Genomic DNA, 26,517 nt, shown 5'->3' on the forward strand with positions numbered 1-26,517 from the left:
TCTGTTATTTGTTGTCCTGGATCAAAACGGTGTTTTCATTAATACCACCCAGAATTTCTACCCAATCGCTGGATACAATGCCGGTTTGTACGGTGGTCTTTTGCCTGCCTTTTTTGAGCAGCACGGTATTGCCATATTGCAGATAGGCCCGCGGGATGACCAATGCATTTTTCTTTTCGCCGGTAATCACATTGGCCTCCAGTTGGGTGCCGGCTATGCGGAAATCCAGGCTGTCGGTAAAGTAGGCTTTCACCAGGAACGACTGGCTGGCAGCGTCGAAGGAGGGCAGTATCTGGTGAATGGTGGCCTGGTAAGTTTTGCTTTTGTTAGTATTGAGGCGTATCACCACTGGCTGACCTTCTTTCAGCTTGGCCATGTTAGTTTCATCAACATTTAGTTTGGCATAGATCAGCTCCGGATCGCCGATCACGGCAATCACATCGCCTTTGCGCACATAGTCGCCCAGTTGTTTTTGTTTTTGATAGATCCTGCCGGATGTTACGGCCTTAATCTGGTTTTGTTCCTGGGTCACCTGGTTTACGCCACTGATAAATCGCTGGCTTACTTCCTGCTGCTGTGCATTGATCTTTTGATTATTGTATTGCTCCCGCAGGGCGTCCAGTGCGGCTTTGGAGCTTACGGCGGCTAGCTGCGCATTCTCATATTCCAGGCGCGACACGCTGTTGTGCTGATACAGGCGCTGGTAGCGGTCTGCCTGCTGCTGGTCCAGTTGCAGTTTGGCTTCCGCCGATTGGATGTTGGCCTGTATCTGTAACAAAGCAGGCGCATTGGGTTGGGTATTGCGGGCTGCAATGCCGTGCAGTTCTTCCGCACTGCGCGCGTTTAGTATGTTCTGGTGATTATCGATCACGGCCAATGGCTGTCCTTTATTTACCAGGTCGCCCTCGTTGAACTTCAGTTGCACCAGGTAGCCGTCTTGCTGAGCAGTAAGGTTATACTGATCGTAGGCTTCCAGCACACCGGAGGCAAACACCATTTCGGTAATATCGCGGTGCTGTGGGGTAATGCCTTTGTTGCCGCCACAGGCACAAAGTGCAGTCAGGCTTATGCAAACAGGTAATAAGCGGGAAAGTATCATTTGAAAGTATTGTTGATGTTTATCCTGGATCGGTCGTATTCGCTGGCGGCCAGTTGGGTCACCGTATTGATGCTGCTGTTCAGCCAATCGTTGAAGGACAGCAGCAGATCTGTGGCCGACAAAATGCCTTCCTGGTAAATGTCGAGGTTCTTCTGGTAAGCATCTTTTTTCAGGGATTCTATGCGGGCAGACAACTCATAGCTGGTGAAAGCCTTCCGGTAGTCCAGCACCACCTGGCGGTTGCTTATGCTGTCTTGCAGTGCGGAGTGCTGGATGTTGTTATCATTGATCTGCATGTATATGCGGTCGTAGCGCACCGTGGCGGCCTTGGTAATATCCGGCGCCAGGGGCAGGCTCAGTTTAAGGCCCACGTAATTCGTGCCTGGCCAGGCCGTGCGGTCGAAGAAGCGGCTGTTGCTATATTGGCTCCAGCCTACATTGCTGATGAAGGTAAGGGTGGGCAGGAACCATTTTTTATTGGCCTCCAGGTCGGCCTTACGGTATTTTTGCTGCCAAAGGTATTGCTGTTGCAGCAGGTTGTTGGAGGCCGCTAAATTAGCCTCGAAGGCAGGTGCCGGCTGGGCGGTGGTGATGGTAAGCTGTGTGGCGGAGGGTATATCGCAGAGCAGTTTAAGGTTGTTTGTTTCCTGCTCCATTTGTATTTCCAGTTGTTGCAGGTGGTCTTTCACGGAAAGTTGGGTGGCAAGGGCGTTGTTCACGTCTTGCGTGCGGGCAATGCCTTCCGCCTGTTTGCGCTGCATGATCTGGGTGAGGGAATCTGCATTTACCAGGCTTTGCCGCAAGGCGGCCCCTTGCCAGGCGTAGGACAGTATGTTGTAGTAAGCGGCGGCCATGCTTTCACAAAGGCTTTTCTTACTCAGTTGGTTACTAATGCGGGTAAGCTGTTCATTGGCCCTGGACACCTTTACCATGGCCATGGCATAAGGGTTCAGCAGATCGAACTGGGGCGAGGTGCTGACCATGCTCACGTATTGCTGCCCCAGGGTAATGGCCCTGAATGTGCCCTCCTGCCCGCCGAAGATCTGCGCAGGCAGGAAGTTTACGGGTAGTTTGGTATTGTCGGTGGCCGTAAAGTTAGCGTCTGCTTTTAAGTTCCATTTAGAGAGTTGGGCGGCCAGGGTCTGGTATTTGGTGAGCAAGGCCTGCTGGGTGGCGTTGCGGTAGGTGCTGCTGTGCGCCTCTGCGTAGGCCAATACATCGTCTAGTGAGGTAAACGTAAGCTGCTCCTGTGCGCAGGCGCCCACACTGTTAAAGACCAGTAGCCACAAAATAATCATACGACGCATGTAAAAAGCGTTTTTGAAACGGGTAAATATGGGCGTTTACAGTTGCAAATCTATTCCTCTCTGGCCGGCTTTCGATATAAATTATTCAGCAGGAGGGATGGAGGTATAAAAAAGGAAGACGAATGAGCGGGGTCTTATATTTTGATTTCCTGCAAAATAATGCCCCTGCTTTACACACTATCCATGCCTGCATCGCCCTGGCTGGCGGTGCAGCCCCTGAAATGCAAAGGGGCATCTTCCTGTATTGAGATGCCCCTTTGCATGGGTCGCTTATGATTTGTAACCGGTGTTTAGTATCACATGCAATGTCCCGGCGGTTATATCGTAAAAGTATTTTCCCCGGCTTTCAGCGCATACGTTTTAAATTTCCACACCAGCGTTCCCTGGGTATGTTGCGGCAGCACCACCTTTATTTTCCATTTGCCATTTTCCAGGTTGTAGGCTACGGCCACCTTCCCGTTGGGATGCGGTATTTCGCCACTTACGTTGGTGAGCGTACCCAGGTGAGGGGTGACTTTTATCTTACTAAAGCCCGGCGCATCGCTGTCAATGCCCAATACGGTCCTGAAAAATTCAATGTTAGGACTGGCGCCCCAGGCATGGCAGTCGGACCGGGTAGTATGCAGGTCAGAATACTCTGCCCAGGTGGTAAGTCCCATGGCAATATTGTCGCGGTAAATGTCCAGCCATTTCATGTAATCATTGCCCAGGCCGGCCTTCACCAGCGCTTGATGCAGGTAATATTTAAAATACACCGAGCATTGGGTTAGGCTATTATCATGCAGCAAACCGTTTGCTACTGCCGCGAGGTGGTTACTGTCTACCATGCCAGTGAGGATGGCCAGTGCATTCACATGTTGGGAATAACCGTTTTTCTCCCGGGTATCAGCATACAATTGCCTGGCAGGGTCCCAGTACTTCCGTTGTATGGTAGCTTTTAGCTGGGTGGCCTTTTGGTGGTACAAGCGCGCATAGTCTGCCAGCCCGATGTGGCTTTCCATTTCCGCCGCCCATTGGTAGGCCCACAGCAGTTGCAGGTCGTAAATAGCGGCGCTGCCATCTGCGCCTTTTACCTGTCCGCCCAGGTTGCCAGCCCAGTCTACAAATGCCCAGTAGGGCGTATTTTTCAGGGATCCATCGGCCTGCTGATATTTGCTAAAAAAATCCAGTACACCTCTTTCGCCGAGCAATTTGTCTTGAATGAAATTGTTATCACCGCGATACATCCAGTAGTCGTGCAACATGCAGATATACCATAAGGAGAAGGTAGAAATAAGTTGGGTGCCTTTGGAGGGATAACAGCTCCGGGTAAGCCCTTCGGGCAGGCGGGAATGATCTATCTGGGTAATAGCATTCCGCGCCAGCCGGTCGTCGCTGGTGTTGTAATAAGAGATGATAGCTTGAATGCGGGTATCACCTACGTATTGCAATTGTTCGTAATAAGGACAGTCTGTATAAGTTTCCCAGGCATTCAGCCGGGCAGTGCGCCAGCCAATGTCCAGCATTTGGGAAATCTCTTTGTTGTCTGTATTAAATACGGCATTGCGGGTAAAAGGGTAGGCGGTGAAGTTGCCATACAGGTCATCTATCACCAGCGGATCGTTTTGGGTATGTACCACCACCCGGATGTAGCGGTAGGTGCGGAAGTTCAACGTAGTGAAGGTTTGCCCCAGACTTCCGTCAGACAGCAGGCTGTCGGTACGGCCTATGAACTCCTTGCCTGTTACGTCATTGCGATTGCCTTTGCGTTCGCCATGGCTGCCTGGCTCATAGAGTGCTTCTGCATAGCCTAAAGATATGCCGGCGTCTTTGCCGCCGCTGAAATTAAACGTTACATACGCATTCGTTTCAAACGTCTGATCCAGCAACAAAGTAGCCGTGGTATGGGCGGGGATGGTAACAGCTGTTTGTTGCGCCGGGAAGGTGGCCGGTACACTCACCCCATCGGCTATACGAAGTGCAGCCAGGCGTTGGTAGGTTATTTCCCTGGCGGGCAGGGTAGAAGGTACCAGAGCCCATTCTATGCCCCAGGCAGTGCCTTTGAGCCGGCCATCCGCCACCTTAGCGGCAGCAGGCCAGGCCCCGTCGTCATAATCGCGGGCGGCCCAATTACCCTTTATAGCGTGGTGCATATCTACCCACTCTCCTTTGCTAGCGGCAAAAAACCAACCCGGTACCGGCTGATGCCCGGCATCGCGGATGCATTTCCAGGAGGGATTAGTATTGAGCAATTCTTCTGCGCTGGTATTGCCCTGTAAGATAAACCCGGTGCGGAAACTGATCTGCGCCTCGGGGCGCACATCGGCCTCGTTATACACCAGCGCGGCCACGGTGTTACTGCCCGCCGTCAGGTAAGGGGCCAGGTCTACCGTTTCATAATTCCAGGCATAGGCATCGCCCCGCGCAGGACCCAACGATACCAGCGTACCGTTTACATACAGTTTATAACGGTTGTCTGCCGACACATGGATGATAAATGTGGAGGGTTTACTGGTCAGGTTTATGTTCTTACGGAAGTAATACACCCCATATGCATGGCCCGGATCATTGGGCGCAGCAATCCAATCGGCATTCCAGGGATGATTGGCTGCATCGGGCAGCTGGGCATAGATGGTTTGTGCGGATAAAAAATAATAACAGGCAAGTAATACAGCAAGGTATCTTTTCATAGATAAACGTGGCATTAGCGTAACTCCAAATATAATTGTTCTGTATATGGCCGGCGTCCTGCCCCTTCCTGCTGCCATGGCAGTCCATGGGAAAGAAACAGCGCCTGCGGAAACCCGCCGTCAGCGATGGCCGGCGCAAAAATAATAAATAAAAATGGGGGTTGCTACGCAGGTTTCTTGCAACACGGTGTCATTTGTTTATAAAAGGGAAGGGCCGGCTGTTAGCGCGCGGCTAGTACGATTTAGTATAGGCCGACTTATGATAGCGCCGACGCCATTCCTGGCCAAAGGTTTCACCCCAGTCCTGTATATATTTATAGTAGTCGTAATCGTTCTCAAAAGTTTGCAGCATTTCAAAACTAGGGCGGTATATTACCATAAAAGTATCGATAGCAGGCGGTTGCAAGCCGGTAATCTGCCGGATAAGGTCTTTGTTAAAGCGGTGATCTACATATTTTTCCCGCTCATCTGCTTCCAGCCTTTCGCGGAAGCGCTCCATGCGTTTGGCTTTTTTGAGGCTAAACAAAAGATCCAGGTTAATGCCCGCCCCTCCATTTACCGCCGTAAGGTAATCCCGCTGGTAATTAAATACTTTGGCATATTCCTCCCGGTTCTCTATAGAGTCTTGCCGGTAGTTGTGAATGCGTTGCGATTGCACCACCACCGTGGGCAGCACGTGAATATCCACGTGCAGGCTCATATCGAAGGGATGATTGGGGGCTAGTTCGCGCACGGGAAATTTCATCGTAGCTTTGCCCTGGTAAGAAAAACTGATAGAGTCTGTTACGGGCAGGCGAATACTGTAATGGCCCAGCGAATCGGTAACGGTACCTCTGCCGGAAGTACTCATTACGCTGACTCCCACCATGCCAAATCTTGCAGAACGTTCGTACACGGTACCCTTTACTAGCTGCTGCTGTGCAGCGGCGGCCAGTTGTAGGAAGAGCAGGGTGACAAGTAGCGTGGTTGTTTTCAAGAGATTCGCAGGGTCCATTTCCGCCCCAATCTAAGACAGGTTAAAAAGATAAGCAAACCAGCGATAAATATTAACAAATATTTCTATGGTTAAAAGCAGGAACCTTTTTCCTGCCACGCTTCAAAAACCGCTACGGCACTAGCGGGGAGGCGCTATTTCTTTTTCCTATCCGGTTCAAAATCAAGCGAGATAGAATTCATGCAATACCGTTTGTAGGTAGGTGGGGGACCATCGTCGAAAATGTGACCCAGGTGGGAGCCACAGCGCCCGCAGCGCACCTCTGTACGGTCCATGCCGTAGGTATGGTCTTGCAGGTAAAGGGTGGCGTCTTTACGGAGCGGCTCAAAGAAACTGGGCCATCCGCATTCGCTGGAAAACTTGGCCGTAGACCGGAACAGGGCATTCCCGCATACGGCGCAGTAATAGGTGCCCTTTTCATCCGAGTTCCAGTATTTGCCGGTAAAGGCCCTTTCTGTATTGGCTTCCCGGGCTACCGCGTAAAGGTCTGCCGGGAGTATTTTTTTCCAGGTGGCGTCCGGTACATTCAGTTTGGAGGTATCTGTCCGGGAATAGTAGGGATTGGGCGTATTGGCCGCCGGCGATTGACTACAGGCGGTTAGGCCGGTGCCCAGCAAAAGGAGGATGGCTAGGAAAACTTTCATGCTATTTATTTTTTTTGCGCTACCGCATAACACATGCCGGGAAAAGGCCGGTCTGTAAAGTTGCAACAAAGAATACAAGCCGGCAATAAAAATTTCTCCTGGATACTTGTCCATACTTCCCGGGCCGCCCAGTACCTGCCGATAATACCCTGCGCTGGCCCGGCAAAAAACAGGGCATTTACCTATCTTGGGCTCCGTAGGTGTTTTAGTCTGCATATGGACCATTATATCGGCAATACTGTTATAGTGATGGTGGCCAATGCCGCTGCTGCTCTATACGGCCTAGGGTGTAAGCGGCTTCAATATCGTTGAGCTGCAATTGCAATCCAAACTGCGGATGGTAGGCTACAGATACATTTTCCAGTACATGGATATGGTTTGTAAACTGCTGGCCCGTTACCTGCTCAAACGCTTCAATGGCGCAGCTTCCCGCACCCCAGGCCCGCGCAGCGAACTGTACAAGCAAGCTCTTTCCTGTTTGTAGCGATATAGAAATTTAATAATTCACGTAAGATTCGGAGTAGGTTACATCCGCATGCAGGTCTATCAATCTACATTCAGGACGGGAAAAGAGGGTGACAAAAATACATTGTAAACCGATGTATTACCTATTGAATTGTTATCTTAAAGTAGGATGGTTGCATTGATCCATAGCATACGTCCTACATAACATTAACCCCCAGGCCATTCATTACCTACAACTAATGTGTAAAGAAAAGTCCTTCAAAAAGGTGACTTCTTTTTTAGCAGAAGGGCAAGTTTGCAAACAAGTGGCTTATTCAAAAATTACCTTAAGAACGACAAGACGGATAATTCTATGCATTATGAATAGGAACCGGCTGGACACCAAAAAAGGCACACTATTTAGGTGCTTTGGCCAAAAGGTTTAAGACCACCCCTGCCACTACAAATATACCCCAACCAATAAAATTCACCTTTTTAATCCTTTTAACTGTCTATAAAGCTTAATTGAAAATCGCTTAAAATCCCCTACAGATACACGTTTTTCGCACTTTTTACTATTACTGTTATTTTAACTTGATAAAATCTCCCGCTTATTTCAGTACTTTTTTAAAATTTATTTTTTGCTATATTCGTTTCAAATAAAAAGGATTGATTGATTACAATAAAGTGGCGGATAATGACCTGGTAATGCTTTTAAACAATAGCGATAAGGATGCGTATGCTGAAATCTATCAACGTTTTAAAGGCATATTATTTATTCATGCCTATCGCCTTCTTCGGGAAAAAGAAGAAGCTAAAGATGTTGTGCAGGAAATCTTCGCCCGTTTGTGGACTAAACGTGAACAGCTTAATTTAACAGTCAGTCTCTCGTCCTATCTTTATGCTGCAGTAAGAAACAAGATTTTTGATCTGATCGCACGAAAAAAAGTAGAAACCGAGTACATATCTTCATTACAGACATTTATTTCTCAAGGTGATATGATCACGGATCAGCTGGTTCGGGAAAAAGAACTCCGGGCTATTATTGAAGGGGAGATTGCTGCGCTACCCCCTAAAATGCGAGAGGTTTTCGAATTAAGCAGAAAAGGTAATTTAACACATCGCCAAATAGCCGAGAAACTCGGTCTGTCCGAAAAGACAGTTAAAAAACAGGTCAATAATGCACTTAAAATGTTACGCTTAAAATTAGGCGTATTTACCTATCTTATTTACTTCCTGTAGTTAAGCATGAGATCGCTTTAATAAAATAACAGTTTATTAAAAAAAACCGTCAAATAGGAGTAAGCCGCCTAACTCGTCATAATTTTTTGTTTTTTTTTATTTTCATCTACGCCCAACGCCTCCTCTGTTCGTCATACATATACATCGGGATAAAATCCTGGGCAGTGTATGGAAAATATCAACGCAAAAGATTTACTGAAAAAATATATAGAAGGTAACTGCACCGATAAAGAGAAAGCTTTACTGGAAAGCTGGTATATTCATCGCAGTGCACACGGAAAAGTTGACCTTTCTGCCGAGGAAATAGATAATATACTTACTGATATCTGGAATGCGCTACCCGTACACGATAAGCAAAAAAAGCTCGTATACCGTTTATTGCCCACACTTGCCGCAGCAGCTTCCTTGTTGGTAATGCTAATAGTAAGTAGTTATTTCTTTCTGTACCATAAGCCTGATAACCACTTAATTGTCAAGAATAAGGAAATACTACCCGGAAGCAATAAAGCTGTTTTAACCCTCGCCAACGGTGAACAAGTGATATTAACCGATGCAAAGAACGGCCAAATTGGCCGGCAGGGAAATACTATTGTGAATAAAACTAGTGAAGGCTCACTAGTATATAGGCCAGGTGATCAAGATGCAACGCCCGCAGACTTATACAACACAGTGTCTACGCCTAGGGGCGGCCAATACCACTTAATTTTAGCTGATGGTACAGATGTATGGATAAACGCATCTTCTTCTATTACCTATCCTGCTGCATTCAATGGAAGCGAGCGAAAGGTTACACTTACCGGTGAAGCGTTTTTTGTGGTAAAACATAACTCATCCCAACCTTTTAAGGTAACCGTCCAGGGGCAAACTATAGAAGATTTAGGCACGCAGTTTAACATCAAGGCGTACAAGGATGAGCCTAAAACCAAAACCACCCTGTTACAGGGCAGCGTTAAAATAACAAAGGGAGGCCAAGCAGCCATACTTAAGCCCGGACAGGAAGCCATAACAGAAATTGAAACAGAAAAAATTGCTGTAAATGAAGCCGACATGGAAGAAGCCATTGCATGGAAGAATGGTTATTTTATGTTCTCTGGCGAATCATTGGAAAATATTATGCGAAGTATCAGCCGGTGGTATAATGTAGATGTTGTTTTCCAATCAGATGACCTGAAAAAAATAACCTTCAGTGGAACTATCTCTAAGCTATCCGACTTTTCAAGGGTATTAGATCGCTTAAAACGCACAAATGAAGTAGACTTTAATATTCAGGCAGGAAAAATTATTGTATTGCCTGCACAACAGCCTAAATAATTTACTTAAAATCTAAAATAATGGATAAAAATTTACGATCAACACACTAGCCGCCAACCTGATTTTTAAAACCGTATAGTGCATTAACACCAATCGGTTCAATGTTTTGAGTCAACCGATTCCTAAAATCGGCACAGTCCATAGTAAACTACTTATCAACCAAAATTACCAGCAATATGAAATTTAATGCTTTCAAAACAGGCATTATACAAAATGTGCCATGGCATATAAATTTGCCTGTTATGAAATTTGCCCTCATCAGCATAATATCACTTCTCTTCCAGGCAGTTCCATCCTTTGCGCAACGTCTAACGTTTAACCAATCAAACGTTACATTAAAAACGCTCTTCAAGGAAATAACCAAACAAACTGGTTACGAAGTATTTTATCCAGATAAAACGCTAGATAGTCACCGTAAAGTATTGGCTGAATTTAAGAATGCTCCAATTGATCAAGTACTTTCAGAGGTATTAAAGGGAATGAACCTTTCCTACACAATTAATGATAAGGGCATTGTAATCAGCAAAAAAATATTGCAGGCAAATGATGCAACTGTCAATAAACCTAATCTTATTGATGTACACGGACGTATCATTAATGAAACAGGCGCTCCCCTCTTAGGCGCAACAATTGTTGTAAATAACACACCTGTGGCATCACGTATTGTAACGATTTCCGGGCAGGATGGTGCTTTCCTGTTAAGGAATGTTGATCCGAAAGCGGAGATTTCAATTTCATACATCGGGCATAACACTGTAACCAAGTTAGTAGCAATTAATCTGGGTGACATTGTAATGAAGGCCAGGAGCAATGATTTAGACCAGGTACAAGTCATCGCTTACGGCACAACCACCAAAAGATTATCTACAGGTAATATCACTACCATCACCAGCAAGGAAATAGAAAAAAATCCTGTTCCCAATGTTTTACAGGCGATTGAAGGCCGCGTTGTTGGCCTTAATATAACGCAGAACACGGGATTACCAGGCGGATCATTCTCCGTCAATATAAGAGGTAAAACAACATTTTCCAGTAGCCAGGCTCCACCACTTATTGTAGTAGACGGTATTATTTATCCCAACCAGATGCCTCCGGGTATTACAGACCTTGGCTTTTCAGGACAAACAGCAACTGCTAATGCAACGCAGGGAGGAAATCCGCTTAATTTTCTAGATCCTTCAATTATAGAAAGTGTAAACGTACTCAAAGATGCCGATGCTACTGCAATTTATGGTTCCCGGGGGGCATACGGCGTAATCATTATCACCACTAAAAAAGGAAAACCAGGTAGACCAACATTAACAGTAAACACTTATACTGGTGTGCAAGCAAACGGTAAAGTACTTAAAAGGATGAATACGTCACAATATCTTACTATGAGGCGTGAGGCATTCAAAAATGATAATATTGTACCAACCATTGCCAATGCCCCTGACCTTCTCTCTTACGATACCACCAAATATACCAATTGGCAAAAAGAGTTATCAGGTAAATATGGATGGAACCAGCGAGCGAATATTTCCTATGGTGGTGGTAATGAAATTTCATCCTTTCTGCTTGGCGGAGTTTTTAGCGATATGCACAGCATTCAACTTGGCAAAGGTAAAGACATGTCAGGTACTATCAATTTGGCTGTTAATACCTCGAGTTTGAATAAAAAGTTTTCCTTGGGCATGAGGGCTAGTTATCACGCAGATCACAATGACATGGTTGCCTATGATTTTTCTTCAGGAAGCGGAGTGCTTTTTGCTCCTGATGCTCCGTCTACTTACAATGCTGATGGCAGTTTAAACTGGTCCACCGGAAGTAACCCTGCAGCCTCAGTAAACAAGATTTATTTTAACAACACCAAGCAGTTAATTTCGTCTTTAAACCTTTCTTACCGGCCGTTTAAAGACTTCTCAATTAATGTTACGATAGGATATACATCCATGGACCAAAAAATTTTAAGTGCTAACCCTACAACCGTATATAATCCTGTGTTGGTTTTAGCAGGTAGTGTTACAAACAATAGCAGGATTAATATCACCAATAACATTACCTACACAGTTGATCCCAATTTAAGCTATACTCATAAAGTGGCAAAAAAAGGCACTTTGCAAATAACTGCAGGGGGAACATTTTTATCCCAAAAGGCAGCAAATCAAACGATAACCGGTGCTAATTTTATTTCGGATGCGCTGCTGGTTAATCCCTCTTTTGCACCACAGGCCAACGTAAGTACCACTTATGCAGACAACCCGGATAAATCGCTAGGTATTTTTTCTACTATTAATTTTAATTGGGATAACAAATACATTGTTAATATAAATGGCCGTGATGAAGGTTCCACCAAATTCGGGGTATCCCACCGGTTCGGCCAATTCGGTTCCATTGGAGCCGCATGGTTATTTACTGAGGAAAGTTGGTTCCAAGATCATTTAAATGTACTCAGTTTTGGCAAAATAAGGGCAAGCTATGGCCTTACGGGTGGCGATGCAATATCTCCCTACCAATATCTGAATACCTATACACTTTTACAAAATGGCTACCTGGGCCAACCTCAGTTAATAGCTAACAGTTTGCCGGCAAATCCCAATCTTCATTGGGAAACCAATAAAAAATCAGAGATTGGTTTTGAACTAGGTTTTGTTAAGGATCGGATAGTTTTTGAACCTACTTTTTACCGTAGTATGGCATCAGATCAATTACTTACCGCACTTATCCCGAGTATAAGCGGCTATCAGGGTATTATTGCCAATTATCCTTCTGTTGTACGCTCATCAGGGATAGAATTGAATTTAACTACACAAAATATTGCCACCAAGAACTTCAAGTGGATTACAAAATTCAATATTAGTTTTGACCGTACAAAGCTATTGTCTTTTCCTGGTGGGCAAGCGGCATTGGCCCCCTTGTTACCCGGTTATATTATAGGGCAAACTACCAATTTTGTTACTGTATATAATTATGCCGGCATTGATCCGAATACCGGTCGGTATCTTTTTACCGATAAAAATGGTGTCACTTCTACTCATAATCCCAATTATGGCGATAAAGTGTTGACATCTGGTTTTAGTAATGATCAATATCTTACCATCGACCTTTCGCCCAAATATTACGGCGGACTAGAGAATTCCTTTACCTATAAAAAGTTTAATGTAGACGCCTTTATTTCCTTCAAAAATCAAAAGGCAAAAAACTGGCAATCTCAAGCCGGGCTTCCGGGTGTAATGAACAATAATCCATTAGTTGATTACACTGGCAGATGGCAGCACCCGGGAGATGTTACCACCTTGCCAATGTATACACAAAGCATAAAAAATCAGGTATCGTTCAATTACTATGCTGCTAGTAACGGGGCATATGTTAACGGTACATACGCACGGCTGGCCAATCTTCATATTGCTTATGATCTGAGTAATGTTATTTTCAAAAAAACAAGTTTTAACAATTTCAAAATATACATGGAAGGGCAAAATTTACTAACCATTACAAAGTACCGCAATCTTGATCCGGAAACACAGTCAGCGGTTACGGCACCATTACGCGTTTTCGTTTTCGGTATAAGTACTAACATTTAACACTTTTATAAAATGAATTCACTAAGGATAAAATTTCCGAACGCCGGGAAAATAATTCCAGGTATAGCAATTATATCGATGCTGTGTGGTAGTACCGGTTGCCAAAAACTAATAGATACACCGCTGCCATCAACCGTGGTTGCTGCAGATCAGGCTTTTGCCAATGATAAAGCTGTTTCAGCGGTTTTAAATCCGGTCTATTTATACATGATAAGCACTTCTTACCAGCTAGGTTTAAACTATGGTTTGTATACAGATGAATTGCGCCCGTTTCAAACCACTTCAATGCAATATAATAACTTATATTCCGGCATATATGATGAAACCAGCGGCGGCTCAACTTTATGGATATTATGGTATGCTCAGATAAGGACATGCAATCTGGTGATTGAAGGGATGAAAAACGCGCCCAGTACCATCGTACAAAAAAACCAATGGCTTGGTCAGGCCTATTTCTTAAGGGCCTATTTCTATTTTTTATTAACAAATAGCTATGGGGAAATTCCTATTGTTACATCATCTGATGCTTCGTTGAACAAAACACTATCAAGAAAGCCCATAAATGATGTGATGGAACTGATCATAGCCGATCTGCAACAAGCACAATCCCTGCTAACAGATGACTATTATTTACCATCAGGTTTGGTTACAACCCAACGGACCCTTCCAAACAAAGGAGCTGCAACAGCACTTTTAGCCAGGGCCTATCTTTATAATGACGATTGGACAAATGCCGAAATCCAATCAACTTTATTAATTAATAATTCTGCTTATCATCTGGAACCTCTATCCCAAACTTTTCTGGCAACCAGTAAGGAAATTATTCTCGGTCTGGCCCCTCTGGGAAGCAGCTATATTGTTAATGATGCCATTACCTATATAATTGCTATTGGAAAAACGCCCGCACAAGCCGGCATATACTTTTACCTGAATACCTTCTTGTTGAATGCTTTTGAACCAGGCGACAAACGCTTTACCACCTGGATAGGCGTATCCAGTGTACCGGAAAGTGGGGGGAGTCCTGCCACAGATTATTATTATTACTACAAGTATAAGACCAACACTGCGCAAACCGCGCCCGTTGAATACTATACTTTATTTCGCCTTGCTGAACAATACCTGATTCGTGCCGAAGCAAGAGCACATTTAAGCAAGATGGATGGGGCAACGGAAGATCTTAATACCATCAGATCGCGGGCAGGTTTAGACGCCACAAAAGCCACCACTGCGGATGGCTTGTTAACAGCCATATTACACGAACGCCAGGTTGAATTTTTTGGTGAAGAAGGAAACCGCTTCTATGATCTAAAACGGACCGGAAAACTGGATGAAGTGATGTCTGTTGTTGCCCCGGCAAAAGGAGGTGTTTGGTATAGTTATATGAAGTACTGGCCAATTCCAACTAATGACATCATAGCGGATCCTAATTTAACTCAAACACCTGGCTATAATTAAAAACTATGCAGATTTATATAATCGTAATAAATAATTAATATTCTATAAAACAAATGGAAAAAAAAATCATCATAATACTGCTGTTTCTTTGTATCGGTTTTGTACATGTTTATGCTTCAACAGCTGACACCTCCCTTCCTGCCACAAAAAGTAATACCCCAGCCGAAAAAAAAGGGCCACAGCCATTTAATAACATTATAACTAGTAAAGCTAAAACTTCTGTTGGGCTTTTTATCGTATACCAGCTGGATGATAAAACTTACTTCGAGGTGCCGGACAGTATTATAGGCCGAGAAATATTGATCGTGAATCGAATATCTAAAGCTGGAGCGAATATGCGATCTAAAGACCGGATGACTGGTTATGCAGGCGATTTGATCAACAGTACAGATGTACGTTTTGAAAAAGGTCCGAACGACCGTTTATTTATGAGAAAGGTTTCTAACATTGATTTTTCGCTTGACAGCACTTCGTCAATGTATAAAACAATCCTCAATTCAAATATCCAACCGATAGCGCTTACATTTGATATTAAAGCTTATCATCAGGACTCTGTCACCCATAAATAAAACGTCCTGGTCATGGCCTGGCCATGGCAACGGCGCAATAATAGCGCCAAGAGCGTGGGATATCCATTGTATTTTATGCACAAAGGGTAGTTGCTATTCGTTCCATCTGATATTAACTTAATTTCGGTGGCACAAAGTTGGTTCGCCAGGAAAGGATGCCCGCCCCTTTGGTGGGCTTATCTTAAAAATTACTGTTTTGACAAAGAGCATTTTTATTGCCTCCGCAGAGCCGTACAGCGGTAAATCTATGATCATCCTTGGGCTAGCAGATATGCTGCTGGGTAGAACCCAAAAGATAGGTTACTTAAAACCCGTGGTACTCTCCGATACACCGGAACAGCCAGATCCGCATATCAGTACTGTTCTTTCTTATTTTCAACTGAAGCAAACCTACGCCGCGTCATACGTTTTTACCCGGCAGGAAACCATGCAGCAGCTCAAAGACCAGCGCCAGGGTGCCATGATCGATGCCATCATTACCCGCTATAAAGCCCTGGAAGCCCAATACGATTTTATCGTGGTGGAAGGCAGCGACTATGTGGGCCAGGGTGCCGCGTTTGAGTTTGAGACCAACCGCCTCATTGCCAAGAACCTGAACACACCCGCTTTGCTGCTGATCTCTGGCGAAAACAAAACCCCGGCAGAAATTATACAGGAAGGACTCAACTTTTGCCGCGCTTACCAGGAGCATGATATACAGGTATTGGCCGTGGTGGCCAATAAGGTGGCACCGGAACAGGAAGCCTCCGTGCGGCAACTGCTGGCGGCACAATTGCCGGAAGGGGTGCTGGCCGCCGTGGTACCCATGGACGCGGCCCTGCAAAATCCTACGGTAGGCGATGTTTTTGCTCAACTGAAAGGCCGCTTGTTATTTGGGCAGGAATACCTGGGCAACCAGGTAGATCATTTCGTGACCGGCGCCATGCAGGTGCCCAATTTCCTGCACTACCTCAAAGAAAATGTACTCATCGTAACTCCCGGCGACCGGGGCGATATAATTATCAGTTCCCTGCAAGCCAATCTTTCTTCCAGCTACCCCCGTGTAGCCGGTATTGTACTTACCGCAGACACTATACCCGAAGCGCCGGTGATGCGGCTCATAGAAGGCCTGCAAAACGTAGTGCCTATTATGGCCGTGCGCACCGGCACGTTTGAAACGACGCACGAAGTAGCCCAGGTGAAAGCCCGCATTACACCAGATAATCCGCATAAAATACAACTGGCCATCGAAACCTTTAACCGCTTCATAGATGTTGCCGCCCTCGATAAAAAGATCATCACCTATCACTCCGACGCCATGACCCCCCACATGTTCCAATACCAGTTGGCACAGTGGGCCAAGCGCGAAAAGAAAACCATCGTGCTGCCGGAAGGGAATGACGATCGCATCCTGATAGCCGCCGCCCGCCTGCTGGCACAGCAACTGGTGAACCTGGTGCTGCTGGGCAATGTAACCGACATTGCCGCGTCGGTGAAACGGCTGGGCATAGACCTGGATGTGAACACAGTACCCATTATAGATCCCGCCACCTCCGCGCAGTACGACGATTATGTGAACACCCTGTATGAGCTGCGCAAAAATAAAAACCTCACCCTGGAAACCGCCCGCGACCTGATGACGGATGTGTCGTATTTCGGCACCATGATGGTGTACAAGGGACATGCAGATGGCATGGTGTCCGGCGCTGTGCATACTACCCAGCACACCATACGGCCCGCCTTGCAGTTCATTAAAACAAGACCGGGTATTAGCACCGTATCTTCCATCTTTTTTATGTGTTTGGCAGACCGGGTATCTGTATTCGGCGATTGTGCAGTAAATCCTAATCCTACTGCGGAGCAACTGGCGGAGATTGCCATCTCCTCGGCAGACAATGGCGCCCGCTTTGGCATTACGCCCCGCATTGCCATGCTCTCTTATTCTTCCGGTACTTCCGGCGAAGGGGAAGATGTAGACAAGGTGCGCAGGGCCACCCAACTGGTGAGGGCACAGCGCCCAGACCTGAAGGTGGAAGGCCCCATTCAATATGATGCCGCCGTAGATCCCGCCGTGGGCCGGCAAAAACTGCCCGGATCGGAAGTGGCCGGACAGGCTAGCGTACTTATTTTCCCTGACCTTAACACTGGCAATAATACCTACAAAGCTGTGCAGCGGGAAACCGGCGCACTGGCCATTGGACCTATGTTGCAAGGTCTTAACAAACCGGTGAACGACCTGAGTCGCGGCTGCACCGTAGATGATGTGTTTAATACCGTTATTATCACCGCTATTCAAAGTCAACCTGCATGAACATATTTGTAATTAATTCCGGTAGCAGTTCTATTAAATACCAATTGTTTACCGCCACCAACGAAGCCCCGCTGTGTAGTGGGCTGGTAGAAAGAATAGGGCTGGCCGATGGGCATATCACCCACAAATTTTTGCGTGATGGCCAGGAAGTAGTCATTAACATAGACCGGCCCGTGGCAGATCACGAAGCCGGTATGCTGGAAATAGGAGAGCTCCTTACCCGGCCGGATATTGCCGTAATACACCACGCCGGCGAGATCGGTGTGGTAGGACATCGGGTGGTGCATGGGGGCGAAACATTGACCCGCACCACCGTAATCACCCCCGACGTGAAGGCCAAAATAAAAGACCTGTACCCACTGGCGCCTTTGCATAATCCCGGGCATTACAAAGGCATTGAAGTGGCGGAAAAAATATTTCCGCAAGCCATTCAGATAGCTGTTTTTGATACCGCTTTTCACCAGACCCTCCCGGCAAAAGCCTTTCATTACGCCATCCCGGAATCGTTTTATAAGGATTTCGGCATCCGGGTATATGGCTTTCACGGCATCAGCCATCAGTACGTGTCTGGCAAGGCGATGTCTTTCCTGGGTAAGCCAGATGCGCGGCTCATCACCATTCACCTGGGCAATGGCTGTAGCATGGCGGCAGTGCAAGCTGGGCGCAGCATAGATACCAGCATGGGCCTTACTCCGCTGGATGGGCTGGTAATGGGTACCCGCAGCGGCAGCATCGACGCATCTGTATTGTTATACCTCATGGAGCAAAAGCAGTTTAGCGCCGCGCAGCTCAGCACCTTACTGAATAAGCAAAGCGGCATGACGGGACTCACAGGCCACAGCGATATGCGGGACATCACCCAGCAGTTGCAGGCTGGCGATCCGCAGGCGCAACTTGCCTACGCACTGTATGCCTATCGGATTAAGAAGTTTATCGGCGCTTATGCCGCCGCCATGAATGGACTGGATGCCATTGTGTTTACGGCAGGTGTAGGGGAGAACGATCCGCTGGTGCGGGAATTGGTTTGTAAAGACATGGATTTCCTGGGTATAGCGTTGGATGCCACCCGCAACGCCACCCGCGAGCCAGGCATACGCGACATCAGCGCACACGATGCCAAAACAAAGGTGCTGGTAGTACCCACCAATGAAGAATTGGAAATAGCCCGGCAGTGTCGCACTTTGCTGGAAGAATAAGCAAGGGCTGGTTGTGGGGCCTGTTCAACTGCCTGCCAGGGCGCATTTGCCCTTACTGTGGTGGGTAGGGGCGGTGCGGTGAATTGGCATCGAATATTTAAGGATGGTTTGTATTCCTAACGAATTACTAACAAAAAGAGGCTGTTCAATTGGACAGCCTCTTTCGTTATTTAAGCAGGTATCTTCCGGGGCTTTTCGCGTTCCCAGAACCGGTGTTGGGCAATGGCGGCAATAAATTGCGTGGCCAGCTTTTTAAGGTTGTCACTGATCACAATGCCCTGGCTTTTTACCGTTTCATCCGAATTGTCTGGTGGTAGTTTACGGCTGAAATAAGTAGCCTCTATCACCTGCAAGGCGCCTTTATCTGCTGCAATGGCCTTACAGTGTTTAAAGGCTTCATTCAGAAAATGGATGGCGTCTGCCTCTGCTTCCAGCGTGGCTACACTATTGGTACCGGCGGGTACGTATACGGCGTCATAAAATACCGATGCCGTAGTGAGCAGGCTTTTATCCACGGGTATCTGCTGGTCGTCTGTTGCGATAATATAACCTTGGCGGGGAGCTATTACCTCCACCACGGCGCCCTGGGCCGTGAGGGCGTCTTTAATGGTAAGTAGCGAAGTAGCGTCTACACCATCTGCCGCCAGGATGGCTACTTGCCGGGTACGGATGTTGTCTTTCACCGTGTGGGCCATGCTCAAAGCCGCGGAGGTAGCTTGCGAAGGGGCTTTCACCACCGGTTCATAACTGCCGGGGGCTGCATCTGCCGGTACGGCCTGGTTCAGCGGTTCATTGCTTTGCTTGGGAATGTGCAGGCGTAAGGCATATGCAACATGGGTGGCCAGCCCGCTGTCTACCTTTGCTAAAATGCGCAGCATTCTTTCCCGAATAGGTACTGACTGTACCTTACCCAGTTCAAAACTGAAAGCATCTATAATGTGATTTTTTTCCGGCTCGCTTTGGCTGTTGTAAAACAGGGTGGCCTGGCTAAAGTGATCTAAGAAACTAGGACTGCGTTCCCGCACCTTGTGCGCGTCTATGCGTTCGGGGTAGGAGGTAAAACCACCCTGCATTTTGCCAGACTGGAAGGGGCAGCCACCTCCCAGCGAATTGGGATGGTAACTAGCTTTGCCACGGTTAATCTCCTGGCGCATATGGCCATCACGCTGGTTGTTATGTGCTGGAGCGATGGGGCGGTTGATGGGGATTTCGTGAAAATTAGGGCCGCCTAAACGGAGTAGTTGCGTATCGGTATACGAAAACAACCGGCCTTGCAGCAGCGGATCGTTGGTGAAGTCTATACCCGGTACAATGTGGCCTATATGAAAAGCTACTTGTTCGGTTTCGGCAAAAAAATTATCCGGGTTACGGTTCAGCGTCATTTTTCCAATACGCTGCACGGGTACCAGTTCTTCGGGAATAAGTTTGGTGGGGTCCAGCAGGTCAAAATCAAACTTATGCTCGTCTGCTTCCGGCACTACTTGTATGCCCAATTCCCATTCAGGATAACTGCCGCTTTCTATTGCATTCCATAAATCCCGGCGGTGAAAGTCGGGGTCTTTGCCAGAAATGATCTGCGCCTCGTCCCAGGCTATGGAATGTACGCCTAATAAGGGTTTCCAATGAAACTTTACAAAGTGTGACACCCCTTCTGCATTTACCAGCCGGAAGGTGTGTACGCCAAAACCTTCCATCATACGGTAGCTCCGGGGAATGGCGCGGTCGCTCATTACCCAGGTGATCATATGGGCGCTTTCCGGTAGGAGTGAAATAAAGTCCCAGAAGGTATCGTGTGCGCTGGCGGCTTGGGGCATTTCATTATCCGGCTCCGGTTTTACAGCGTGTATGAGGTCCGGAAATTTAATAGCGTCCTGGATAAAGAACACTGGTATGTTGTTGCCCACCAGGTCAAAATTTCCTTCCTGGGTATAAAACTTTACCGCAAAGCCGCGTGCATCCCGGGCCAGGTCGGAAGAGCCGCGCGAGCCGGCTACGGTAGAGAAACGTACAAATACGGGCGTTTCAATATCCGGGTTAGTGAGGAAGCCGGCCTTGGTAAGTGCGGCTTGCGATTGGTATACTTTAAACACACCATGCGCTGCCGAACCACGAGCATGTACCACTCTTTCCGGTATTCTTTCATGATCGAAATGCGTGATCTTTTCGCGTAAAATAAAATCTTCCAGTAATGAAGGCCCGCGATCGCCGGCTTTGAGGGAGTTTTGATCGTCACTTATTTTTACGCCATGGTTGGTGGTCATTGGCTGATCTGTAGCGTCGGATGTATTAGACTGTAAATCTTTTGTTTTAGCATTTTCGGTGTTGTTAGGATTAGTCACGGGGTGCGGCGTGCCGTCGGCACTTTGTTTTTTTGCCATGGTAACGTGTTTGATGGGAGTGAGTGGAATGGGAAAACGATTGCTTATTCTCCGAGTGCCTTATCGTAAACATTCTTTTCCGCGATGGAAGTAAGCGAGGTAGCGGTTTGCTTTTCTTCTTCCAGCGTGGTGGCCAGCAGGCTGGCAATGTTAGTAAGGCCCAACACGGTGGCTATTTGTTGCAATGCGCTGTAGGTAGCAATTTCATAATGTTCGACTTTCTGGGAGGCCATGATAATGCCAGCATCCCGCGTAGCAGTGCCTTCGTCGGTGTCTTCAATAATACTTTCGCCTTCCATAGCCAGCCCTTCCATGGCATCGCATTTTTTTGCCTGGGCTTTTTTGCCCAATATTGAAAATACTTTTTCCAGCCGGGCTACATGTTCCTTCGTTTGTTCCAGGTGTTTGCCAATTGCGGATTTTAATGCCTGCGCTGTTGCGGCCTTTTGCATGTTGGGCAATGTTTTAACCAATTTGTTTTCCGCCCAATAAATGTCTTTTAGCTCATCTGTAAAGAGTGCAAGCAAAGCTGGTTCAGGGTTGTGAGTAGCCTGCTGATCCTTTACAGGAAAGGATTTAGGGGTGCCAGGTTTCTCAGCAGGCACTGCTTTTGATGGAGATCTTTTTTTACTTACAGTAGCCATAATTATTAGATTTTGTTAGTAGATGCTGAAAATCCTGTGCCAATAGGATTTTAGTGGCCACTGAAAAAGACTTCTGTAAGGAGTGTTATCTGCATGGTAGGATGCAGTAAGGAAAGCACCCACCTGTTTATCACAGTGGCTTTTCGTCGTGTTGGTCGCAGCGGCGAAATAGGAAAAATTGTTTTTGACCCAGGAAGGTGCCGGGGTGTGGCCATTGACGGGCATAGCAGCGCACTTCCTCCAGGCCTTCTGGCCACGGGGTATTGTTTAGCAGGCATTCGGCAATGATCTCATGATCCTGGAAGCGATTTACATGTACCTTCAACCAGTTCAGTTTTTTATTAGGTAAAGTATGTTGCAGCTTTTCCTTTAGTAGATCCAGGATTGGCTCTCCGGCTGGTTCTTCGGTCCACTTGCCTTGCAGGGTAAGGCTGCCGGGCCTGGGATGCCATAAAATATTTTTACTGTCTGCAAAATCTATCTCCGGATCGTGGCCATCCAGGAAACTGTCGGTAATGGCGGGAAAGGTAGTGAGCAGGTAATTGTTTACTACCATATCTACCTGGTCAGGCAAGGAGCTACCCGTGCCGATCATGTTTTCAGTGATGCCTTCCGGAAAATAAGTCTCATTTTTGGTGACCACCAGTAAGTGTAAAAGACTGGGGTGATAGTCTGGAGAATGTATGATGGTGGTGGCAATATCCAGCGTTCCGGCCACGGTGAGTTCATTTTTCACCGGCGAAAGCTTTATGGCATACCCTTGGGCCATGAGCCTTTTGGCGAGTGTTTGCAGTAGGTATTTATCCGGGTCCATTAGTAGAATATGTAAAGATAAATAGAATAACCATTAACGGGTCCTGTTAACGCTATGCCTGTTTTAAAAAGGGGTAAAGCGATACAGCATTGCTTTACCCCCCCCCCCTATATGAGCATGGCAGATAGGTAGGATAAAAGGCTAAACACCTTGCTTGCGCACGTATATTGTTTTGATCATAATGCTTTGTCCTTCTATTTTACCTTCCACATAGTTGGTATCGTTGGCGTCGAGGCGAATGTTTTTTACCACCGTGCCCAGGCGTGCATTTACCGACGATCCTTTAACGTCCAGCGATTTGGTTAGAATAATGGTATCGCCGTTTGCCAGCAGTTGGCCGTTAGCGTCTTTGTGTAAAGACAGGGTATGGTCGCTTTCATGTTCACCGGTTGCTTTGGCCCATGCAAGGGTGGCATCATCCAGGTACATCAGGTCCAGGTTATCGGCTGCCCAGCTTTCATTACGCAGGCGGTTTAGCAGGCGCCAGGCAACTACCTGCACAGCAGGCACTTCGCTCCACATAGCGGTGCTGAGGCACTGCCAGTGGTTGCTGTCGATCTCTTCTTTCTGTTCTATTTGTGCCAGGCATTTGTTACAAATGTAAATTTCCCGGTCGGGTATATTACTGGCGGTGGGAGGTACTTCATACACCTGTAATGCCCCGGTGGCGGCGCAAAGTTCGCATACATGATTACTTCTTTTCTGCAATGCTGCAAGATTCATATCGTTCCAAATATTGTTGAGGGTACAAAAGTGTTAAATATTTGCTCACAGAAAAAAAATAATAATCGTCCGGAAAAACAAGGTGGGGCGGGTGTGGCATTATGAGGAAAATTGGAGTGGGAAAACCGATTAACTTTTTCCACGTTTCCGGGCATAAAAAAGGGACTAAAAAAATGGATCATACCAGTTTTAGTCCCTTTTTAAATACAACAATACCAATTAATCATGTCCTTCCGTTTTCACGATCTTATTGTAAATGCCAAGCAATAAAAATGGTGCAGCCCATTGGCCCACGAACAAAGCTGTTTTGTGTTGTTTAGTACATTTCAGGGTGAGGGATGCTGCCATCGATAAAATTGCAGCGCCTAAAAAAACAACAGACGGTATTTTTGCAGTTTGTTGTTCAATCTTCTTTGTTAAGTTTCCTTCGTTTGGTGTTGTTAAACTCATGGTGCAAGATTTAGATGTGATTATGAGTGAGTGACAGTTTGGTCCATTTCAATTTTAATGCCAATGAGTATTTGCTCAACCGGCCATGGATGGGGGTGGTGGTCAATGCACAGTGGGAAGAATACGGTGCTGTAGCAAGAAGAGGATGGGGCTGCTTGGTGTTTTTTTATATGATAGTCTAAATAAAAAGAGGCTACCTCTTCCGTTGTGCAGGAGGTAACCTCTTTTTATTAAAAGTTAGGAGTGCTAATTATTTAAGCAATTCTGCCAATTTGTTTTCCAGTGCTTCGCCACGCATATTTTTGGCAACGATTTTCCCTGTGGGGTCTATCAGGAAATTGGCTGGGATAGATTGGATGCCGTATTGCTTTGCAATAGGGCTATCCCAGAATTGCAGGTCGGATACCTGTGTCCAGGCCAGTCCGTCTTTTTCAATGGCTTTCGTCCAGGCATCTTTAGCGCCGGGGCGATCCAGCGATACGCCCAGTACCGTAAAGTTTTTGTCCTTAAATTTTGAATACACTGCTACTACATTCGGGTTTTCCGCACGGCAGGGTCCGCACCAGGATGCCCAGAAATCGAGGAGTACATATTTGCCTTTGAAGTCAGACAGTTTTACCGATTTGTCCTGGGGATCTTTGGAAGCAAAGTCGGGCGCTATTTGGCCAACTGCGGTAGCCATTTTGGCCTCTATCTGTTTGGAAAAGTTTTTCCCCAGCGTGGAGGCTTTTACTTCCGGGGAAAATTTGGCGAAATTGGCTTTTACCTCCTCCGTTTTATTATCCACGTCTGCCACGTTAGTGAAGGCTACCAAGCCTATGTAAGACTGCAAGTGCGTTTGGTAAAACTTTTCGCTTACGGCGGTCATTTCCTGTTGAATATCCTGTTGGCGTTCCTGTAGGGAATGTATGTAGGCTTCATCATTGCGCTGTTCGGGCGTTTTGCTGGCATAGTCTTTTTGCAGGGAATCCATGCGCATGTTTGCCGGTTTCATGGAGGCCATGTATTGTTCATTTACATCGTTCAGCGGAGAATGTTCCAGGTGGGCATTCTTGATCGAATCGGTGGTAGATACAATGGAAAGTGTTTTAGGCTCCAGATAAAATGCTTTGGAGTCTGTGGGCTGCTGCAAGAGCGCCGGTTTGCCATCGTGGCTCAGGTTTAACCTAGCTTCCGCGATATCGGACAGTGCGCCGCTGAAGGTAAATTTACCATTTGTCACTACCGCAGAATCGTGGGTCAGTGGGCCGCCGGGTGGTACGAAAAAGAGATCTGCCCGGGTTACTGTTGGGTTTTTTACTTCCCCCTTCAAGACAAATTTGCCTTGTGCCAGGGCAGTAAGCGGCAAGCATGCCGCAGCCAGGATAACAAGATTTTTCATGTGCATATTAAGTTGGTTAATGATAACATATTAATCAGGGGTCCTGGCGTTTAATAAGCCGATAATGCCCTCATTTTCGATGATCAACATGCCTTGCCGGTCCGTGGTGATGCCTTTTGTCAGCTGATAGGTATACCGTGGCCGCACTCCGTCCATGATGGTTGGCATGTAAAAAAACCGGAAGTTATCACATTTTTCGCTCAGCGCCTCACCTACTTCTATGATATGGGTAGAAATTATGAAAAAATTATGATTGCTCTTTGAGCAAGCTTCCGGGATTGGGGCCTTTATAGATCCGTCAATAATTACCGCTATTTCTTCGGCCACATGCTAGTCCTTTACGGGTGTGAGCAGGTTCACATAAAGCTGGCCGCTATAGGCATGGTAAAGCATCTTAAGCGCGGCTTCATCTCCTGCTTTTTATTGTTACAGGAGCACTTTTTCATGTTGTAAACCTGCATCTCTCTTCAATTCCTACCAATTATTCGCCCAATCGGCGCTTTAAAATAGCAAAAAAAAGAAGATTTGAAGGGGGCGCATATGCAGGCTGTCCAGGGTTTTATTATCTTGTACTCTAATGTTATAATAAAGTTAGTGTATGAAAAACCGTTCTGTAATACTTGTTTTTAATATTTTCCTCATCATTGGCCTGCTTTTTTTAGGAGGTGCTTTGTTTATCTATTTCCATGTACACTCCTTTAAAGCCAGTGCGGTGAAGACCACCGGCGTAGTGGAAGACCTGCTCAGTAAAAGCGGCGGTAGTAGTGCATCGAGCAGCCATACTACTACCTATAAACCGGTGATCCGTTATACCGACAACGCAGGTGCCACCCATCATTATGTGTCTAATTTCTCTTCCAATCCACCGGCATACAAAGTGGGAGAATCGGTGGATGTTTATTTTGACCCTAAGCATCCCGATGATCCAACACTAGGGGGCTGGAGCGAATACTTTGGTGCCATGGTGCTGGGCGCTTTAGGATTTGTGTTCAGTATGGTGGGAGGAATAGCACAGGTTGTGACCAGATTAAGACGTTCCGGAGCCGAAAGCCTGAAACAAAAAGGCCAGCTGGTTCAGGCAGATTTGGTGGGAGTGGAGATAAATCCCTACGTTATGGTAAACAGAATTCACCCTTACGTAATCCGCTGCGCCTGGAAAGATCCACTCACTGGCATTACACACTCTTTCAAGAGTGGAAATGTCTGGTCAGATCCTTCGGCTGTATTAGCACAGCAAAAAAAGTTAGACGTTTATATAGATGGCAATAACCCAAAGAAATATTATGTGGATATAGCATTCCTCGACTAAAATGTAGTAGCCATTCAGCAGCTTACCGCCCTGTA

21 protein-coding genes are annotated in these 26,517 nt (G+C 46.5%); 8 read left to right on the plus strand and 13 right to left on the minus strand.

What is annotated here, in order from left to right; all coding sequences use genetic code 11:
* Positions 1-4: 4 nt before the first annotated feature.
* From GA0116948_RS12605 to GA0116948_RS12630, 6 genes are all read right to left on the minus strand, one after another.
* Positions 5-1,099: an efflux RND transporter periplasmic adaptor subunit gene (locus GA0116948_RS12605; protein WP_089712698.1), complete on the minus strand. Its 1,095-nt coding sequence runs from the start codon at positions 1,097-1,099 to the stop codon at positions 5-7.
* Positions 1,096-2,406 carry a TolC family protein gene (locus GA0116948_RS12610; RefSeq protein ID WP_089712700.1) on the minus strand — a complete coding sequence of 437 codons (1,311 nt, stop codon included), beginning with the start codon at positions 2,404-2,406 and terminating at the stop codon, positions 1,096-1,098. Before GA0116948_RS12610 ends, GA0116948_RS12605 begins: the two co-directional genes overlap by 4 nt.
* A gap of 317 nt (positions 2,407-2,723) precedes the next feature.
* Positions 2,724-5,075 (minus strand): alpha-L-rhamnosidase-related protein, encoded by a 2,352-nt coding sequence (locus GA0116948_RS12615; RefSeq protein ID WP_089712702.1) that lies wholly within the window; start codon positions 5,073-5,075, stop codon positions 2,724-2,726.
* A 232-nt stretch (positions 5,076-5,307) separates the two neighbouring features.
* Positions 5,308-6,051, minus strand: a complete 744-nt coding sequence (locus GA0116948_RS12620) for a peptidase associated/transthyretin-like domain-containing protein (protein ID WP_123891792.1) — start codon at positions 6,049-6,051, stop codon at positions 5,308-5,310.
* A gap of 152 nt (positions 6,052-6,203) precedes the next feature.
* Positions 6,204-6,713 (minus strand): peptide-methionine (R)-S-oxide reductase MsrB, encoded by a 510-nt coding sequence (gene msrB, locus GA0116948_RS12625; protein ID WP_089712855.1) that lies wholly within the window; start codon positions 6,711-6,713, stop codon positions 6,204-6,206.
* Between the two features lie 241 nt (positions 6,714-6,954).
* Positions 6,955-7,179, minus strand: a complete 225-nt coding sequence (locus tag GA0116948_RS12630; protein ID WP_089712706.1) for a hypothetical protein — start codon at positions 7,177-7,179, stop codon at positions 6,955-6,957.
* Positions 7,180-7,826: 647 nt separating this feature from the next.
* Here GA0116948_RS12630 and GA0116948_RS12635 point away from each other — a divergent pair.
* The 7 genes from GA0116948_RS12635 to GA0116948_RS12665 all read left to right on the plus strand — a co-directional run bounded on the left by GA0116948_RS12635 (position 7,827) and on the right by GA0116948_RS12665 (position 18,783).
* Complete coding sequence (locus tag GA0116948_RS12635; protein ID WP_240619201.1) at positions 7,827-8,399, plus strand: RNA polymerase sigma factor; 573 nt, start codon at positions 7,827-7,829, stop codon at positions 8,397-8,399.
* 168 nt (positions 8,400-8,567) lie between these two features.
* Positions 8,568-9,710, plus strand: coding sequence for a FecR family protein (locus tag GA0116948_RS12640; protein ID WP_089712708.1), 1,143 nt, complete (start codon positions 8,568-8,570; stop codon positions 9,708-9,710).
* 176 nt (positions 9,711-9,886) lie between these two features.
* Positions 9,887-13,273: a SusC/RagA family TonB-linked outer membrane protein gene (locus GA0116948_RS12645; protein WP_089712710.1), complete on the plus strand. Its 3,387-nt coding sequence runs from the start codon at positions 9,887-9,889 to the stop codon at positions 13,271-13,273.
* 12 nt (positions 13,274-13,285) lie between these two features.
* Positions 13,286-14,728 (plus strand): RagB/SusD family nutrient uptake outer membrane protein, encoded by a 1,443-nt coding sequence (locus tag GA0116948_RS12650; RefSeq protein ID WP_089712712.1) that lies wholly within the window; start codon positions 13,286-13,288, stop codon positions 14,726-14,728.
* A 53-nt stretch (positions 14,729-14,781) separates the two neighbouring features.
* A complete protein-coding gene (locus GA0116948_RS12655; RefSeq protein ID WP_089712714.1) occupies positions 14,782-15,297 on the plus strand; it encodes a DUF5118 domain-containing protein in 516 nt (171 codons plus the stop codon).
* Between the two features lie 196 nt (positions 15,298-15,493).
* Positions 15,494-17,587 (plus strand): phosphate acetyltransferase, encoded by a 2,094-nt coding sequence (gene pta, locus GA0116948_RS12660; RefSeq protein WP_089712716.1) that lies wholly within the window; start codon positions 15,494-15,496, stop codon positions 17,585-17,587.
* Positions 17,584-18,783, plus strand: coding sequence for an acetate/propionate family kinase (locus GA0116948_RS12665; RefSeq protein WP_089712718.1), 1,200 nt, complete (start codon positions 17,584-17,586; stop codon positions 18,781-18,783). Before pta ends, GA0116948_RS12665 begins: the two co-directional genes overlap by 4 nt.
* A 170-nt stretch (positions 18,784-18,953) precedes the next feature.
* Here GA0116948_RS12665 and katE read toward each other — a convergent pair whose 3' ends face one another.
* The 7 genes from katE to GA0116948_RS12700 form a co-directional block, all read right to left on the minus strand.
* Positions 18,954-21,161, minus strand: coding sequence for a catalase HPII (gene katE / locus GA0116948_RS12670; RefSeq protein WP_089712720.1), 2,208 nt, complete (start codon positions 21,159-21,161; stop codon positions 18,954-18,956).
* Between the two features lie 44 nt (positions 21,162-21,205).
* A complete protein-coding gene (locus GA0116948_RS12675) occupies positions 21,206-21,805 on the minus strand; it encodes a YciE/YciF ferroxidase family protein (RefSeq protein ID WP_089712722.1) in 600 nt (199 codons plus the stop codon).
* Between the two features lie 130 nt (positions 21,806-21,935).
* Positions 21,936-22,619: a DUF6348 family protein gene (locus GA0116948_RS12680; protein ID WP_089712724.1), complete on the minus strand. Its 684-nt coding sequence runs from the start codon at positions 22,617-22,619 to the stop codon at positions 21,936-21,938.
* A 141-nt stretch (positions 22,620-22,760) separates the two neighbouring features.
* On the minus strand, positions 22,761-23,342 hold the full coding sequence (locus GA0116948_RS12685; RefSeq protein WP_089712726.1) for a PhnA domain-containing protein: 582 nt from the start codon (positions 23,340-23,342) through the stop codon (positions 22,761-22,763).
* Between the two features lie 219 nt (positions 23,343-23,561).
* Complete coding sequence (locus GA0116948_RS12690) at positions 23,562-23,792, minus strand: hypothetical protein (RefSeq protein ID WP_089712728.1); 231 nt, start codon at positions 23,790-23,792, stop codon at positions 23,562-23,564.
* Between the two features lie 250 nt (positions 23,793-24,042).
* Positions 24,043-25,173, minus strand: a complete 1,131-nt coding sequence (locus GA0116948_RS12695) for a TlpA disulfide reductase family protein (RefSeq protein WP_089712730.1) — start codon at positions 25,171-25,173, stop codon at positions 24,043-24,045.
* 30 nt (positions 25,174-25,203) lie between these two features.
* Entirely contained in the window at positions 25,204-25,500 is a 297-nt protein-coding gene (locus GA0116948_RS12700) for a P-loop NTPase family protein (RefSeq protein WP_089712732.1), read from the minus strand.
* A 271-nt stretch (positions 25,501-25,771) separates the two neighbouring features.
* Between GA0116948_RS12700 and GA0116948_RS12705 the strand changes: the two genes are divergently transcribed.
* Positions 25,772-26,482, plus strand: a complete 711-nt coding sequence (locus tag GA0116948_RS12705; RefSeq protein ID WP_089712735.1) for a DUF3592 domain-containing protein — start codon at positions 25,772-25,774, stop codon at positions 26,480-26,482.
* Positions 26,483-26,517: the final 35 nt, after the last annotated feature.

It is taken from the genome of Chitinophaga costaii, assembly GCF_900094705.1.
Lineage (GTDB): Bacteria > Bacteroidota > Bacteroidia > Chitinophagales > Chitinophagaceae > Chitinophaga > Chitinophaga costaii.

Bases quoted from the DNA above. Each gene is read 5' to 3' on its own strand.
- GA0116948_RS12610 (WP_089712700.1), bottom strand. From the start codon at position 2,406: ATGCGTCGTATGATTATTTTGTGGCTACTGGTCTTTAACAGTGTGGGC.
- katE (WP_089712720.1), bottom strand. From the start codon at position 21,161: ATGGCAAAAAAACAAAGTGCCGACGGCACGCCGCACCCCGTGACTAAT.
- GA0116948_RS12650 (WP_089712712.1), top strand. From the start codon at position 13,286: ATGAATTCACTAAGGATAAAATTTCCGAACGCCGGGAAAATAATTCCA.
- GA0116948_RS12605 (WP_089712698.1), bottom strand. From the start codon at position 1,099: ATGATACTTTCCCGCTTATTACCTGTTTGCATAAGCCTGACTGCACTT.
- GA0116948_RS12685 (WP_089712726.1), bottom strand. From the start codon at position 23,342: ATGAATCTTGCAGCATTGCAGAAAAGAAGTAATCATGTATGCGAACTT.
- GA0116948_RS12705 (WP_089712735.1), top strand. From the start codon at position 25,772: ATGAAAAACCGTTCTGTAATACTTGTTTTTAATATTTTCCTCATCATT.
- GA0116948_RS12640 (WP_089712708.1), top strand. From the start codon at position 8,568: ATGGAAAATATCAACGCAAAAGATTTACTGAAAAAATATATAGAAGGT.
- GA0116948_RS12645 (WP_089712710.1), top strand. From the start codon at position 9,887: ATGAAATTTAATGCTTTCAAAACAGGCATTATACAAAATGTGCCATGG.
- GA0116948_RS12680 (WP_089712724.1), bottom strand. From the start codon at position 22,619: ATGGACCCGGATAAATACCTACTGCAAACACTCGCCAAAAGGCTCATG.
- GA0116948_RS12615 (WP_089712702.1), bottom strand. From the start codon at position 5,075: ATGAAAAGATACCTTGCTGTATTACTTGCCTGTTATTATTTTTTATCC.
- GA0116948_RS12695 (WP_089712730.1), bottom strand. From the start codon at position 25,173: ATGAAAAATCTTGTTATCCTGGCTGCGGCATGCTTGCCGCTTACTGCC.
- GA0116948_RS12690 (WP_089712728.1), bottom strand. From the start codon at position 23,792: ATGAGTTTAACAACACCAAACGAAGGAAACTTAACAAAGAAGATTGAA.
- GA0116948_RS12655 (WP_089712714.1), top strand. From the start codon at position 14,782: ATGGAAAAAAAAATCATCATAATACTGCTGTTTCTTTGTATCGGTTTT.
- GA0116948_RS12675 (WP_089712722.1), bottom strand. From the start codon at position 21,805: ATGGCTACTGTAAGTAAAAAAAGATCTCCATCAAAAGCAGTGCCTGCT.
- GA0116948_RS12665 (WP_089712718.1), top strand. From the start codon at position 17,584: ATGAACATATTTGTAATTAATTCCGGTAGCAGTTCTATTAAATACCAA.
- msrB (WP_089712855.1), bottom strand. From the start codon at position 6,713: ATGAAAGTTTTCCTAGCCATCCTCCTTTTGCTGGGCACCGGCCTAACC.